The 12,014-nt window shown below is 63.6% G+C and carries 14 protein-coding genes; 4 read left to right on the plus strand and 10 right to left on the minus strand.

Annotated features, from left to right (window positions below; genetic code table 11):
* Positions 1–78 precede the first annotated feature (78 nt).
* The 5 genes from ACVWZ4_RS03015 to ACVWZ4_RS03035 form a co-directional block, all read right to left on the minus strand.
* Positions 79–546, minus strand: a complete 468-nt coding sequence (locus tag ACVWZ4_RS03015; protein ID WP_456739820.1) for a hypothetical protein — start codon at positions 544–546, stop codon at positions 79–81.
* Between the two features lie 26 nt (positions 547–572).
* Positions 573–1,088, minus strand: a complete 516-nt coding sequence (locus ACVWZ4_RS03020) for a GNAT family N-acetyltransferase (RefSeq protein ID WP_456737846.1) — start codon at positions 1,086–1,088, stop codon at positions 573–575.
* A 61-nt stretch (positions 1,089–1,149) separates the two neighbouring features.
* Entirely contained in the window at positions 1,150–2,259 is a 1,110-nt protein-coding gene (locus tag ACVWZ4_RS03025) for a hypothetical protein (RefSeq protein WP_456739821.1), read from the minus strand.
* A 34-nt stretch (positions 2,260–2,293) separates the two neighbouring features.
* Entirely contained in the window at positions 2,294–3,481 is a 1,188-nt protein-coding gene (locus ACVWZ4_RS03030) for a glycosyltransferase family 2 protein (protein WP_456737844.1), read from the minus strand.
* 76 nt (positions 3,482–3,557) lie between these two features.
* Positions 3,558–4,049 carry an NUDIX domain-containing protein gene (locus tag ACVWZ4_RS03035; RefSeq protein ID WP_456702038.1) on the minus strand — a complete coding sequence of 164 codons (492 nt, stop codon included), beginning with the start codon at positions 4,047–4,049 and terminating at the stop codon, positions 3,558–3,560.
* A gap of 92 nt (positions 4,050–4,141) precedes the next feature.
* On the opposite strand from ACVWZ4_RS03035, the gene ACVWZ4_RS03040 reads away from it, so the two are divergent.
* On the plus strand, positions 4,142–5,035 hold the full coding sequence (locus ACVWZ4_RS03040) for a metallophosphoesterase family protein (protein ID WP_456702037.1): 894 nt from the start codon (positions 4,142–4,144) through the stop codon (positions 5,033–5,035).
* A gap of 15 nt (positions 5,036–5,050) precedes the next feature.
* Here the strand turns inward: ACVWZ4_RS03040 and ACVWZ4_RS03045 are convergent, their stop codons facing one another.
* The 3 genes from ACVWZ4_RS03045 to ACVWZ4_RS03055 form a co-directional block, all read right to left on the minus strand.
* Positions 5,051–5,605, minus strand: a complete 555-nt coding sequence (locus tag ACVWZ4_RS03045) for a hypothetical protein (RefSeq protein WP_456702036.1) — start codon at positions 5,603–5,605, stop codon at positions 5,051–5,053.
* 188 nt (positions 5,606–5,793) lie between these two features.
* Positions 5,794–6,003, minus strand: a complete 210-nt coding sequence (locus ACVWZ4_RS03050; RefSeq protein WP_008137787.1) for a DUF4170 domain-containing protein — start codon at positions 6,001–6,003, stop codon at positions 5,794–5,796.
* A gap of 23 nt (positions 6,004–6,026) precedes the next feature.
* The gene (locus ACVWZ4_RS03055; RefSeq protein ID WP_456737842.1) at positions 6,027–7,661 is read right to left on the minus strand and encodes an isocitrate lyase; all 1,635 of its coding nucleotides are present in this window, start codon (positions 7,659–7,661) and stop codon (positions 6,027–6,029) included.
* 231 nt (positions 7,662–7,892) lie between these two features.
* Here ACVWZ4_RS03055 and ACVWZ4_RS03060 point away from each other — a divergent pair, with 231 nt between their 5' ends.
* Positions 7,893–9,338, plus strand: coding sequence for a helix-turn-helix domain-containing protein (locus ACVWZ4_RS03060; RefSeq protein WP_456739822.1), 1,446 nt, complete (start codon positions 7,893–7,895; stop codon positions 9,336–9,338).
* A 105-nt stretch (positions 9,339–9,443) separates the two neighbouring features.
* Here the strand turns inward: ACVWZ4_RS03060 and ACVWZ4_RS03065 are convergent, their stop codons facing one another.
* A complete protein-coding gene (locus ACVWZ4_RS03065; protein WP_074120044.1) occupies positions 9,444–9,737 on the minus strand; it encodes an antibiotic biosynthesis monooxygenase in 294 nt (97 codons plus the stop codon).
* Between the two features lie 218 nt (positions 9,738–9,955).
* On the opposite strand from ACVWZ4_RS03065, the gene ACVWZ4_RS03070 reads away from it, so the two are divergent.
* Positions 9,956–10,765, plus strand: coding sequence for a hypothetical protein (locus ACVWZ4_RS03070; RefSeq protein WP_456739823.1), 810 nt, complete (start codon positions 9,956–9,958; stop codon positions 10,763–10,765).
* Between the two features lie 159 nt (positions 10,766–10,924).
* Complete coding sequence (locus tag ACVWZ4_RS03075) at positions 10,925–11,272, plus strand: hypothetical protein (RefSeq protein ID WP_456702033.1); 348 nt, start codon at positions 10,925–10,927, stop codon at positions 11,270–11,272.
* Between the two features lie 54 nt (positions 11,273–11,326).
* On the opposite strand, the gene ACVWZ4_RS03080 is transcribed toward ACVWZ4_RS03075, so the two are convergent.
* A complete protein-coding gene (locus ACVWZ4_RS03080; protein ID WP_456702032.1) occupies positions 11,327–11,968 on the minus strand; it encodes a tetratricopeptide repeat protein in 642 nt (213 codons plus the stop codon).
* Positions 11,969–12,014: the final 46 nt, after the last annotated feature.

The raw sequence follows: 12,014 nt of genomic DNA on the forward strand, positions 1-12,014 counted from the left end.
TGGCATAAACCGCGCCGACGGTATAGCGGGTCAGGCTTTCGCATTCAAAGCTTTGGAATCACAGGGGGCCCCGGCAGATTACGAGCCCTGCATGTAGCGAACGGGATTCTCAGGATCGGCTTTGACGATGCCGGCAACCTCGGCGACCAGGGCCGATACCGCATCATGCTGGAGGTCGTCGAAGCGCTCGAAACTGAAGTTGTTGTGTCCGAGCCGTAGCTCGCCGAGCTTTCCGGCATAATGGGATACGACCGGCGCGCCGTGTCGGGTCACCGCCACATAGACGCTGATGTAGCTTTTCTGGAGCGCAACGCCGATCGCCGGCCACTCCACGCTTGTTCCTGACCTGACCGCGTAGCGAAACTTTCCATAGCCGATCATCCTCATGCGCATTCCCGCCTCTCCCGCCGGCGTTCCGCGATGGAAGTAGCGCTTGAGGGCTGGAGCGGCCGATACGACCAGCTCATGCAGCGCGATCAGATCGCGCTTTCGCTCCGGATCGAAATCGACATAGGCCTGCAAAGTATCGGCCGTCACGCGGAACATGTAAGCCTCGAGCCGTGCTTGGTGCGCTATCCCCGCGCCTTGCTCCAGTCGGGAGCGACGGTGCCCGAGACGCCCGCAAACGCGCCGTCAACGAGCTCGAACACCAGGATACGCGCGGCATCGACCGGGCCCGGCATGGTAACGCGGCCCTTCTCGACCGGCCTGAAGCCGACTTGGCTGTAATAGGGCTCGTCGCCGACCAGCAGCACGATGCGATGCCCTCTGTCCTTCGCATCCTTCAAGGCCCGCTCCATCAGCATGCGGCCGATGCCGCGGCTGCGAAACGGCGGCTCGACCGTGAGGGGTCCGAGCAGCAGCGCGGGTGTCTCGCCGATCATGACCGGCAATTGCCTGACGGAGCCAACCAGCAGCGTGCCGATATGGGCGGTGAAGGAGACGTCGAGCAGGTGATCGACGTGCTCGCGGATGCGATAGGCGCTGAGCACGAAACGGCCCGGGCCGAACGTCCGCTCGTGCAGCCGCTCGATTGCCTGGGCGTCGCCCGGCGCTTCGGGACTGATGGTGATTGCGAGATCGTTCATGTCGGCTAGCGCAGTAGCATCTGGAAAGGCCAAGGTCCACCGGAGCGGGGTCGCAGTCCACCTATCCGAGCTGCCCCTCCCTGGCGAACCGGGGCGGCCGCATGACACCGGTGAAGCAAACGCTCCACAGCGAGAGCATGGTGACCGGAACCACGTAGTAGGGCGTGAAAATCGGGTGGCTCAGGAAGAAGAAGAGATTGACCAGGAGATTGCCGGCGACGAGGAGGGCGACCTGCCGTGCTCCGTTGTCGCCGACCCGCAGCAGCCACGCGGTCGATCCGATCGCGAGCAGTATCAGCCCGAATTGCAGGTCATGCAGATAATGGCCGAGAATTTCCAGGTTGAATTCGGGTCCGATGGCATCCTCCGAACCGTAGGTCGTCGCAAATGGACTGCCGGCATTGATCGCGTTGGCAACCAAGGTCGGTATCATGCCGGCGACATAGGCGAGACAAAAGATCAACCCTCGCACGAATGATGCGCCGGTACGCGCGCGGAGGAATGCGATGCCCAGGTACAGAACGTAGCCTGCGACCAGGAACAGGTTTGGCAGTCTGAAATTGACCGACAATCCGAGCAGGAGACCGATCAACGATACCGACCATTTTTCACGCTCGCCCATGGCCAGCCAATGCGCCGTCAGATACCCCGCGGCGGCGCAGATCGCCATCGTCGGGGCCATGGAATAACTGGCCTTCGTCGGATTGATCATCATGTACACGGCAAGGGCGCCGAACACGCCCGCTCCAACGACTGTCTGAGCGGACCGCGCGGCGAAGATGCCGAGCAGCGCGAAACCTGTCACGATCAGGCTCGCAGCCGCATAAAGCGGGACCACCTGCTGCCCTTCCGGAAAGAGAGCCAGCAGAAATCCGGTTCCCGGTGGATATTGCAAGACGTATTTGCCGCTCTTGGCCGGCGGATGGCACGGCGCGAGCCTGTCTTGCGGAAAGCCGATCTCCTTCAGCTTGCGCGCCAGGAAGTGATCCCCGTCTCGGGAGACGTCCGTATCGAGGCCGCCGACCCCATAAAGCTGAAACAGGTGAGCCTGACGCAGATAGCAGACGTCGTCATAGACGCCGCGCGCTTCGGTCCAGCGCGACAACGTGCGCATATTGCCGGCAAGGATCAGCAGGCAGACCAGGCCGAAAGCGAGCTTGAGAATTTTCATCGACTTTCCACTGAATCCCGGAGCACACGCGTGCTTACGACTGCTTGATCGACATGAGGCCGGCGAGAAAGCCCGTAAAGACCAGCTGGGCACCGACGGTGATCGCGGTCGTGGAGAGAGCCACCACCCGAAGCAGGCTCGAGACGTCAAGCGATCCGAAATTGACTTCACCCCACCTGGCCACCGCCGTGATCAGGCCGACGATCCCGATCACAAGGATCGCAGCGCCGCCAAAGACGAAACGCTCGAGCGTGAACGCGTCGATGACGCGGCCAAGTCGTGGCGACGGAAGAAGGTTCAAATCCGCTGCAAATCTGCGGGCAATCGTCGCAAAGCAGATGGCCTGGATGCCCACGATCAGGCAGGTGCACGCAACCAGCATCGTGCGAATGTCGAATCCTATTCCACCGATTCTGATCGGCCCAAAGAAAAGCAGGCCGCTGAGCGCAGTGCCCACCGCAACCAGAAGCGCGCCAGGGTAGAAGAACAGCCATCTCGGTGAATACAGCAGCAGAAACTTGAGGTGACGCCAGCCGTCGCGCCACGTCCGCAGGTGCGGCGGACGGGATCGTCCGTCCTTCGACAGCGTGGTCGGCACCTCGGAAATCTTCAGTCTGACGAGGGTCGCTCGCACCACCATCTCGCTTGCGAATTCCATCCCGGTCGTGCGCAGATCGAGCCGCGACACTGCGGCCTTGGAGAAGCCGCGCATGCCGCAGTGAAAGTCGCCAAGCCCCGAACCGAAGAAGAGCCGTCCAAACCAGCTCAGGACGGGATTGCCGAGATAGCGATGGAGAAACGGCATCGCTCCTCGTTCTATGCCGCCGCGAAACCGGTTGCCCATCACCAGGTCGTCACCCGCGCGCAGCCGCTCCAGGAACGCGTCGATGCGGTCGAAGCTGTAGCTGTCGTCGGCGTCGCCCATCACGATATAGCTGCCGCGCGCCGTCGCGATCCCGGCCCGCAGCGCAGCCCCGTAGCCGCGAACGGGAACGTCGACGACGCGTGCGCCTCCGCGCCTGGCGATATCCTGCGAGCCGTCGGTGCTGCCGTTGTCGGCAATCAACACCTCGCCGGCGACCCCTGTCCGCCGAAGGAACGACTGTGCTTTGGCAATGCAGGTCGCGAGCGTCTCGGCCTCGTTGAGGCACGGCATCAAAATGGTGAGCTCGAGATCGGACGAAACATTCCGTTCGCCGACAACCGGCATTTGCGTGCTCATGTCGACAGCCCGAAACGTGGAAGCCTGGAAACTTCGCGCGATCTATCACCTATGCCTGCCAAAGTCGATGGACCCCTCACCGCCACGTCGCCAACACCGGCTTGCCGTCGAGCACTTCCGCGATGCGCAGCCGCGTGCCCCGCGTCGTGCCCTCCGGCAGCGCAGCGGGGTCGAAGAAGCCGCATTCGATGATCTCGCGGTTCGGCGCAGGCAGCCGGTCCAGCCGGAAATGCCTGACCACGTAGACCGCGACGTGGTCGCGGCGGGAGATATGGCTGTTGAGGAAGATGCCGTGCAGCACGGCTTCCCCGGTCACGTCGATATCGCCCTCCTCCTTGAGCTCGCGGCGCATCGCCTGTTCCATGGTCTCGCCAAAGTCGACGCCGCCACCGGGCAGGTACCAGCCCGCGACGTAGCTGTGCTTGACCAGAAACACCTTGTTGTCGGCATCGAGCACCACGGCGCGGACGCCCAGGGTCATGCCACGCACCACCAGGAAATAGGCGTGGAAGACGTGCCGCAGCAGCGGCTCGAATCTCCGTCGGATCTCGTCCAGGCGCTTCCCCATCGGCCTCTCATGATGCGCCTTTTCAGGCTTCGCTTGCGCAGTTGGCGCGACCTTGCCATTACAGCAAGGGAATAGCGAGGCAATCGCGCGCGATGACATCCTTCTCGGCACCTTTCACGCTCGCCCATCTGTCCGACCCGCATCTGCCGCCCCTGCCGAAGCCGCGGCTGATCGAGCTCGCCGGCAAGCGTGTGCTCGGCTATGTCAACTGGTCGCGCAACCGCCACAAATACCAGCGCCGCGAGGTGCTCGACGCGCTGGTCGCCGATCTGCGGGCGCAGGCGCCCGACCACATCGCGGTCACAGGCGATCTCGTCAACCTGGCGATGGAGGCGGAGTTCGCGCCCGCCCGCGCCTGGCTCGACGAGGTCGGCCCGCCCGACCGCGTCACGACGATCCCGGGCAATCACGATGCCTATGTCCGGGCCACGTATCACCGCTTTGGGGAGACCTTCGCGCCTTATCTCACAAGCGACGACGGCAGGGTCGGCTTTCCGAGCCTGCGCCGCCGCGGGCCGACCGCACTGATCAGCCTCTCCAGCGCGGTGCCGACCGCACCCTTGATGGCGACGGGCACGCTCGGACGCGATCAACTCGTCGATCTCGAACGCGTGCTCGACCAGCTCGCGGCCGAGGACGTCTTCCGGGTGTTGCTGGTGCATCACCCGCTGAAATCCGACGCGCGCCAGAAGCGGCTGACGGACTCGGCTGCGCTGCTTGCGCTGCTCAAGCGTCACGGCGTCGAACTGGTCCTGCACGGGCACGACCACATCCACTCGACGATGTGGTTCGAAGGCCGCAACGGCAACATTCCCGCGATCGGCGTGCCGTCGGCGTCCGCGCTCGCACACGGGCACTATCCGGCGGCAGCCTACAATCTGTTCAGAATCGAGAAGGACAATGCCGGCTGGCGCTGCGAGCAGATCGTGCGAAGCATCGATCACGCCATGCAGGTCCGCGAGATCAAGCGCGCACGGCTGGTGTAGGTCGCTGAAGGATTGTCACCAGCTCCGCAATTCCGCGAGCAGGGCGAGGCCGAACAGTGCGGCGGCTCCGAGAATGAATCCGAGCACGAACGGCCAGACGCGCGAGCGGCGCGGTGGCTCCGCAACCTCGGGCTTCGGCTCCGATGGCACGACCATCGCATGCTCGCGCTCGATCATGCGGCGGGCGACGTAGTCGGTGACGGCTTCGACGATGACGGAAGTGTCGTGCGATTCGGCGAGCACGATGCGGCCGAAGCGGGTGTCCTGGACGAAGCGGTACTGCCGCTTGTCGCGGCCCATGATGATGTGGGCGACGACGTCGATCCAGAGTCTCGGCGTATCGCCCTGGCTGATGCCGCGGTCGAACAAATCGATCTTGTCCGGCACCTGCGCGAACAGGGGATCGAGCGCGTCGTTGAGGATTTCGAGCCGTGCCACCTCGGCATCCCGGAGGTCGACGACGACCCCGGTCCGATCAGCGGCCTCGATCCGCGCGCGCAACAGCGCATCGCGCAGCCGCACCGGGCGGGGCTGGCCGGGATTGATACCGCTGGTCTCGGGCTCTGACATTGTCGGCCTCGTCCTTACTCGACGCCGTTAACCTATCAGCAACCATGACCTCCGCAAAGGGCCACAATTCCAGATACTTACAGCGCCCACAGGCCATCCATGTGTGCCAAAAACAGACGATCCCAGCCGGCTTGCGCCGGATGGGACCCTCCGTCCTTGGACGTTTTCTTCTATTTGTCAGGCAGCCGTCAGGCCGAAACCCGCGACGGCTCTTCCACGATCGAGAAACGGACGCCGGCCTTGTGGCGGTTCTCTTCCGAAACCGAGCGCCAGGCGTCTTCGGCCTCCTTGCGGGTCTTGAAAGGACCCTGAACCTGGGCCGAGCCTTCGACGAGCTTGTGGAAGTTCATCGAGCCGAACTCGCCGCCGATCACCCAGAAATTGCTGCCTTTGGTCATTGTCAGTCTCCTGTTGAGTGGCGTTAGCCGAACTGGTTCATCGTGTTGTGGGCGCCGCCCGCCTTGAGGGCAGCTTCACCTGCGAAGTATTCCTTGTGGTCGTCGCCGATATCGGAGCCGGCCATGTTCTGATGCTTGGCGCAGGCGATGCCCTGACGGATCTCCTGGCGCTGCACGTTCTTGACGTAGCCGAGCATGCCCTGCTCCCCGAAATATTCCTTCGCGAGGTTGTCGGTGGACAGCGCGGCCGTGTGGTAGGTCGGCAGCGTGATCAGATGGTGGAAGATGCCGGCGCGCTTGGCCGAGTCCGCCTGGAAGGTGCGGATGCGCTCGTCGGCTTCGATGGCCAGCGGAGTATCGTCGTATTCCGGCTTCATCAGCTCGGCGCGGCTGTACTTGCTGACATCCTTGCCCGCCTCCTTCCACGCGTCATAGACCTGCCAACGGAAGTTGATGGTCCAGTTGAACGACGGCGAGTTGTTGTAGGCGAGCTTGGCGTTCGGGACGACCTGACGGATGCGGTCGACCATCTTGGCGATCTGCTCGATATGCGGCTTCTCGGTCTCGATCCAGAGCAGGTCCGCGCCGTTCTGCAGCGAGGTGATGCTGTCGAGCACGCAGCGGTCCTCGCCCGTGCCGGGACGGAACTGATAGAGGTTCGAGGGCAACCGCTTCGGGCGCATCATCTTGCCGTTGCGGTTGATGATGACGTCGCCGTTGCGGGCGTTCTCCGCGGTGATGTCCTCGCAATCGAGGAAGCTGTTGTACTGGTCGCCGATGTCGCCCGGCTTGTGGCTCACGGCGATCTGCTGCGTGAGACCAGCGCCGAGCGAGTCGGTCCGGGTGACGATGATGCCGTCTTCGACGCCGAGCTCGAGGAAAGCATGGCGGCAGGCGCGGATCTTGGCAATGAACACCTCGTGCGGAACCGTGACCTTGCCGTCCTGGTGACCGCACTGCTTCTCGTCGGAGACCTGGTTCTCGATCTGGAGCGCGCAGGCGCCCGCTTCGATCATCTTCTTGGCGAGAAGATAGGTCGCCTCGGCGTTGCCGAAGCCCGCGTCGATGTCGGCGATGACAGGCACGACATGGGTCTGGAAGTTGTCGATCTTCGCGATCAGCTCCTTCTCGCGCGTCTTGTCACCTTCCTTGCGCGCCTTGTCGAGCGCGCGGAAGATATCGTTGAGCTCACGGGAATCCGCCTGACGAAGGAAGGTGTAGAGCTCCTCGATCAGCGCCGGCACCGCGGTCTTCTCGTGCATCGACTGGTCGGGCAGCGGTCCGAACTCGGAGCGCAATGCCGCGATCATCCAGCCGGAGAGGTAGAGATAGGTGCGATCGGTCTTGCCACCAAAGTGCTTCTTGACCGAGATCAGCTTCTGCTGGGCGATGAAGCCGTGCCAGCAACCGAGCGACTGGGTGTACTTGGTCGGATCCTTGTCATAGGCCGCCATGTCGGCCCGCATCAGCGCCGCGGTGTAGCGGGCGATGTCGAGACCGGTCTTGAAGCGGTTCTGCAGGCGCATGCGGGCGACGGCCTCGGCTGACACGCCGTTCCAGGTCGGCTGGGTCTCAAGGAGCGCCTGGGCCGCTTCGACTTCGCTCTGATAGGAAGCCGGGCCCTGGAGGGTGCTGATGCCGCGAGGCTGGTAGTTCATGTGCCTTATCCTTCTCGACGGATGACGGAGCGATGCCCGTCATCGACATTTTTGACAATGCATTGCGAAATGCGTGGCGTGAGATAAACGCCAGAAACAGAAGTTCGTACAGATCCCTTGTAATTGAATGGTGATGTCATGTAACATCAGAACATGTAGTAGATGTAATTTTGTAAATTTTGTGAATTATAGGTCAGAAATGCTGACCTTGACCACTCTGGAGACCTGACAATGCCCGCCGAATCCGGGAAGAAACTGTTCGTCGGCCCGCGCTTCCGGAGGATCCGCCAGCAATTGGGGCTGTCGCAGACCCAGATTGCCGAGGGGCTCGGGATCTCGCCGAGCTACGTCAATCTGATCGAGCGGAACCAGCGCCCGGTGACGGCGCAGATCCTGCTGCGGCTGGCGGAGACCTATGACCTCGATCTGCGCGACCTCGCCACCGCCGACGAGGACCGCTTCTTCGCCGAGCTCAACGAGATCTTCTCCGATCCGCTGTTCCGCCAGATCGACGTTCCCAAGCAGGAGCTGCGCGACCTCGCCGAGCTCTGCCCCGGGGTCACCCATGCGCTGCAACGACTGTATGCCGCCTATACTGAGGCCCGCCAGGGCGAGACGCTGGCGGCCGCGCAAATGGCGGACCGCGACGTCGGCACGCGCTACGAGGCCAATCCGGTCGAGCGCGTGCGCGAGCTGATCGAGGCCAACCGCAATTATTTTCCGGAGCTCGAACAGGCCGCGGAAAACCTGCGCGACGAACTGAACGTCCCGGCCGAGGAACTCTATGCGGCGCTCGTCACGCGCCTTCGCGAAAAGCATTCGATCCAGACCCGGATCATGCCCGTCGACGTGATGCGGGAGACGCTGCGTCGTTTCGATCGCCACCGCCGCCAGCTCCTGATCTCGGAGCTGGTGGATCCACCCGGTCGAGCCTTCCAGCTCGCCTTCCAGCTCGGCTTAGGGGAATGCGCGCAAGCCCTTGAGACCATCATCGGTCGCGCCGGCCCGCTCGATGACGCGCCGCGGCGGCTGTTCCGGATCACGCTCGGCAATTATTTTGCAGCAGCCGTGATGATGCCCTACCCGGCCTTCCTCGCGGCGGCCGAAGCGCTCAATTACGACATCCACGTGCTGGCCCAGCGCTTCAATTCCGGCTTCGAGCAGGTCTGCCATCGCCTCACCACGCTGCAGCGCCCAAACGCTCGCGGCATCCCGTTCTTCCTGCTGCGCGTCGACAATGCCGGCAACGTGTCGAAGCGGTTTTCGTCCGGCACCTTCCCGTTTTCGAAATTCGGCGGCACCTGTCCGCTGTGGAACGTGCACTCGACCTTCGACACGCCCGATCGCCTGTTGAAGCAGGTGATCGAACTGTCCGACGGCACGCGCTATTTCTCGATTGCGCAGATGGTGCGTCGTCCGGTCGCACCGCACCCGCTGCCGCAGCCGCGCTTCGCCATCGGACTCGGCTGCGAGATCCGCCACGCCGCACGCCTGACCTACGCCGCCGGCATCGATCTCGAGAAAACCGAGGGCACGCCGATCGGCGTCAATTGTCGGCTCTGCGAGCGCGAAAACTGCGCCCAGCGCGCCGAGCCGCCGATCACGCGCACGCTGATCCTGGACGAGACGACGAGAAGGGTGTCGAGTTTCGCGTTCTCGAATGCGAGGGAGCTGTGAGGCACGCTCTCTCCTCCGTCTCGTCATCGCGAGCGAAGCGAAGCAATCCAGGCTGTCTCCGGAAACTGGATTGCTTCGTCGCTTCGCTCCTCGCAACGACGAGACTCACGCCAGCGTATGCACGATCACCGGCCCCGCCGCAGCGCTCGCATGCCCTGCGAGCAGCGAGCCCAGGTCCTTCTCGATCCAGGCGATGGCGCGCTTGTTCGCCTCCTCGGCCTGCTCGAACTTGTCGAAGATGGAGATCGCGGTCACCGTGTCGTCGCCGGCGTAGACCACGTAATAGGCCCTGAAGCCGTCGACGTCGCTGATGATCGGAACGGCGCCGTCCTTGATGCGGCGCGCCAGCTCTTCGGCGCTTCCACTCTTCGCCTTGGCCTGACGGATGGCGGCATACATGGCATCCTCCCTATCGATGTGGGCGTGGTGCCCGAGAGCATGCTACGCCCAAGCGCGCCTGCGATCTACGGCTTGGTTAACCCTGCCCTAACCCGCGCCGCCGATCTGCAACCGGGATTTAAGCACGCCTCAACATCGCTGGCTTAGTCTCGCCCCACTCACTTTTCGCAAACAACGGCAGCCTATCCTGCCGCGTGAAGTGACATCAGGGGGTTCATATGCGCATTGCGTTGCTGCTGACCGCGACCATTGTCGGCGCGCTGTTCGCCAATCCGTCCCACGCCGGCTCTCTCGACGTCGCATCGGCCGCTGCCGCGAAGCTGCCGCCGGGGTTTCAGAGCTATCGCGGCTACATGTTCGACCTGTCGGAGGCGTCCGATCGCAAGGACCTCGACAAGCTCGCCGATAATCTGAAGCAGCAGATCGACGTCGTGGAGGCCGCCGGCCTCTCGCCGCGCGTGATGCGCTTCTTCCGCACCGTTCCGATCATCGCGAGCGAGCTCGCCTGTCTCGACGAGGGCGCCGCGACCGCGTGCTACGGCCGGGTCACGCCGGACCTCCAGCGCAGCACGCCGCGGACGCTGACGGTGTGGGACCACGACACGCAACGCTGGACCAACCCGAATGCGGTCGACCTCGCCGTCGATTCCGGCCTCGGCGTGATCATGGTCCGGCCGGACATGATGCGTTACGAGAAGGAGGCCGTGCTGCTGCATGAGATGCTGCACGCTTATCACGCGAGGCTGCTGCCGGACGGCTACGCCAACAAGGGCGTGATCAGCTATTACGCTTATGCCAAGTCCAAGGATCTCCTGCCCAAGGACGCCTATGCGATGAAGAATCACATGGAGTTCTTTGCGGTGACCGCCAGCATCTTCCTGGCCGGCAAGAGCGATTACCAGGACCCGAAGACCCGCGAAGCACTCAAGGAGAAGATGCCGGACTATTACAAATATCTGGTCGGCGTGTTCGGCTTCGACCCCGATCCGGCAGCGGCTTCGAGCGGACCGGTCGCCTCGCTGAAATAACGGGCCCGACAGATTCGCAAAAAGCCGCGTGAAAAGCGCGGCTTTTTGTTTTGGGTGCCGGAAGCTGCGGATGACGGCCCGCCGGGAATTGCCAAGGTGGGGGCTGATCTGCATAGTCCGGCCGCATCGATTGGGACTGTTTCGAAAGGGATGGAAGACATGGCGGACGCCGACCTGGATGTCGTGATCCGGCAATTGGCCAGACAGCTGCATACGGGCTTGATATCCCGCGCCAAGCAGCGGCGGGATCGCTTCAACGGCCTTGCAGCCAAGGCCAAAGGCAACGAGACCGGCGCTCGCTTCAAGATGATGGCCAAGGCCACCATGGAGCAGGCCACCGCCGCCGCAAGGCGCCTTCAGATGTCCGCAGACAACGTCGCCGACAGCTACGCCCGCGCCATGCGGCTCGTCGCCAGCACGCCCGTCGCGGTCAAGGCGGAGAAGCCTGCGAAGGAAAAGCCGGCGAAGAAGGCTGCAAAGGCGAAGAAGGCCAAGAAGGCGAAGTAGTCGCGCTTTGTTCGCTTTCCCTTGCGAGAGAGGGTGGCTCGCCGCGACCAAGTTTCACTGCCGCGGCGCCGAAACCTGCGTCGGCTCGGCATGCGTGAGTTCGGCGAGCTTGGCGCGCGCGGCGTCGTGGGTCCGGCTATCCTTGCCGGGAGGCAGCGCGAGGGCCGCCTCGAAGTCGGCGCCGGCATCAGCGGCCTGGCCGCGGGCGAGGAATGCAAGGCCGCGGTCGAGGCGGGCCTGCGCGTCTGTGGGGTCGAGGCGGACCGCCGTGCTGTAGCTCAGGATCGCGCGGTCGAGATCGCCCTTGGCAGCGAGCGCGAGGCCGCGCTCGTGATAGGGCGCGGCGGGTTTGGGATCGAGCGCAATCGCCTCGTCATAATCGGCGATCGCAAGCTCCTGCTCGCCGTTCTGCCGGTAGGCCGTCGCGCGATCGCGATAGAGCGAGGCCCTGTTGGGATTGAGGTGGATGGCCTCGCTGAAATCGGTGATCGCCCGGCCATTGTCGCCGTGGCGCAGCGCGATCCGCCCGCGCCCCTCATAAGCGAAGGCGATCAGGGAGCCGCGCAACGGCGAGAAGCCGATCACCGCCGAGCAAATGTCGGGGTCGTCCTCATCGCCGCAATTCACGACCGTGTGCGTGGACAGGCCAATGGCCACGCCCAGGACGATCAACAATGGCACGGCAGCTCTGGTCATCTTCGACGGTGGCAGGCAAAGGCCCGGCCACGCATCCCCTTTCGAA

The organism is Bradyrhizobium sp. USDA 4472 (genome assembly GCF_054058595.1).

Coding starts and splice junctions, on each gene's coding strand:
- ACVWZ4_RS03015 (WP_456739820.1), bottom strand. CDS start 546: ATGTTCCGCGTGACGGCCGATACTTTGCAGGCCTATGTCGATTTCGAT.
- ACVWZ4_RS03070 (WP_456739823.1), top strand. CDS start 9,956: ATGCGCATTGCGTTGCTGCTGACCGCGACCATTGTCGGCGCGCTGTTC.
- ACVWZ4_RS03035 (WP_456702038.1), bottom strand. CDS start 4,049: ATGGGGAAGCGCCTGGACGAGATCCGACGGAGATTCGAGCCGCTGCTG.
- ACVWZ4_RS03065 (WP_074120044.1), bottom strand. CDS start 9,737: ATGTATGCCGCCATCCGTCAGGCCAAGGCGAAGAGTGGAAGCGCCGAA.
- ACVWZ4_RS03020 (WP_456737846.1), bottom strand. CDS start 1,088: ATGAACGATCTCGCAATCACCATCAGTCCCGAAGCGCCGGGCGACGCC.
- ACVWZ4_RS03045 (WP_456702036.1), bottom strand. CDS start 5,605: ATGTCAGAGCCCGAGACCAGCGGTATCAATCCCGGCCAGCCCCGCCCG.
- ACVWZ4_RS03030 (WP_456737844.1), bottom strand. CDS start 3,481: ATGAGCACGCAAATGCCGGTTGTCGGCGAACGGAATGTTTCGTCCGAT.
- ACVWZ4_RS03075 (WP_456702033.1), top strand. CDS start 10,925: ATGGCGGACGCCGACCTGGATGTCGTGATCCGGCAATTGGCCAGACAG.
- ACVWZ4_RS03080 (WP_456702032.1), bottom strand. CDS start 11,968: ATGACCAGAGCTGCCGTGCCATTGTTGATCGTCCTGGGCGTGGCCATT.
- ACVWZ4_RS03040 (WP_456702037.1), top strand. CDS start 4,142: ATGACATCCTTCTCGGCACCTTTCACGCTCGCCCATCTGTCCGACCCG.
- ACVWZ4_RS03025 (WP_456739821.1), bottom strand. CDS start 2,259: ATGAAAATTCTCAAGCTCGCTTTCGGCCTGGTCTGCCTGCTGATCCTT.
- ACVWZ4_RS03060 (WP_456739822.1), top strand. CDS start 7,893: ATGCCCGCCGAATCCGGGAAGAAACTGTTCGTCGGCCCGCGCTTCCGG.
- ACVWZ4_RS03055 (WP_456737842.1), bottom strand. CDS start 7,661: ATGAACTACCAGCCTCGCGGCATCAGCACCCTCCAGGGCCCGGCTTCC.
- ACVWZ4_RS03050 (WP_008137787.1), bottom strand. CDS start 6,003: ATGACCAAAGGCAGCAATTTCTGGGTGATCGGCGGCGAGTTCGGCTCG.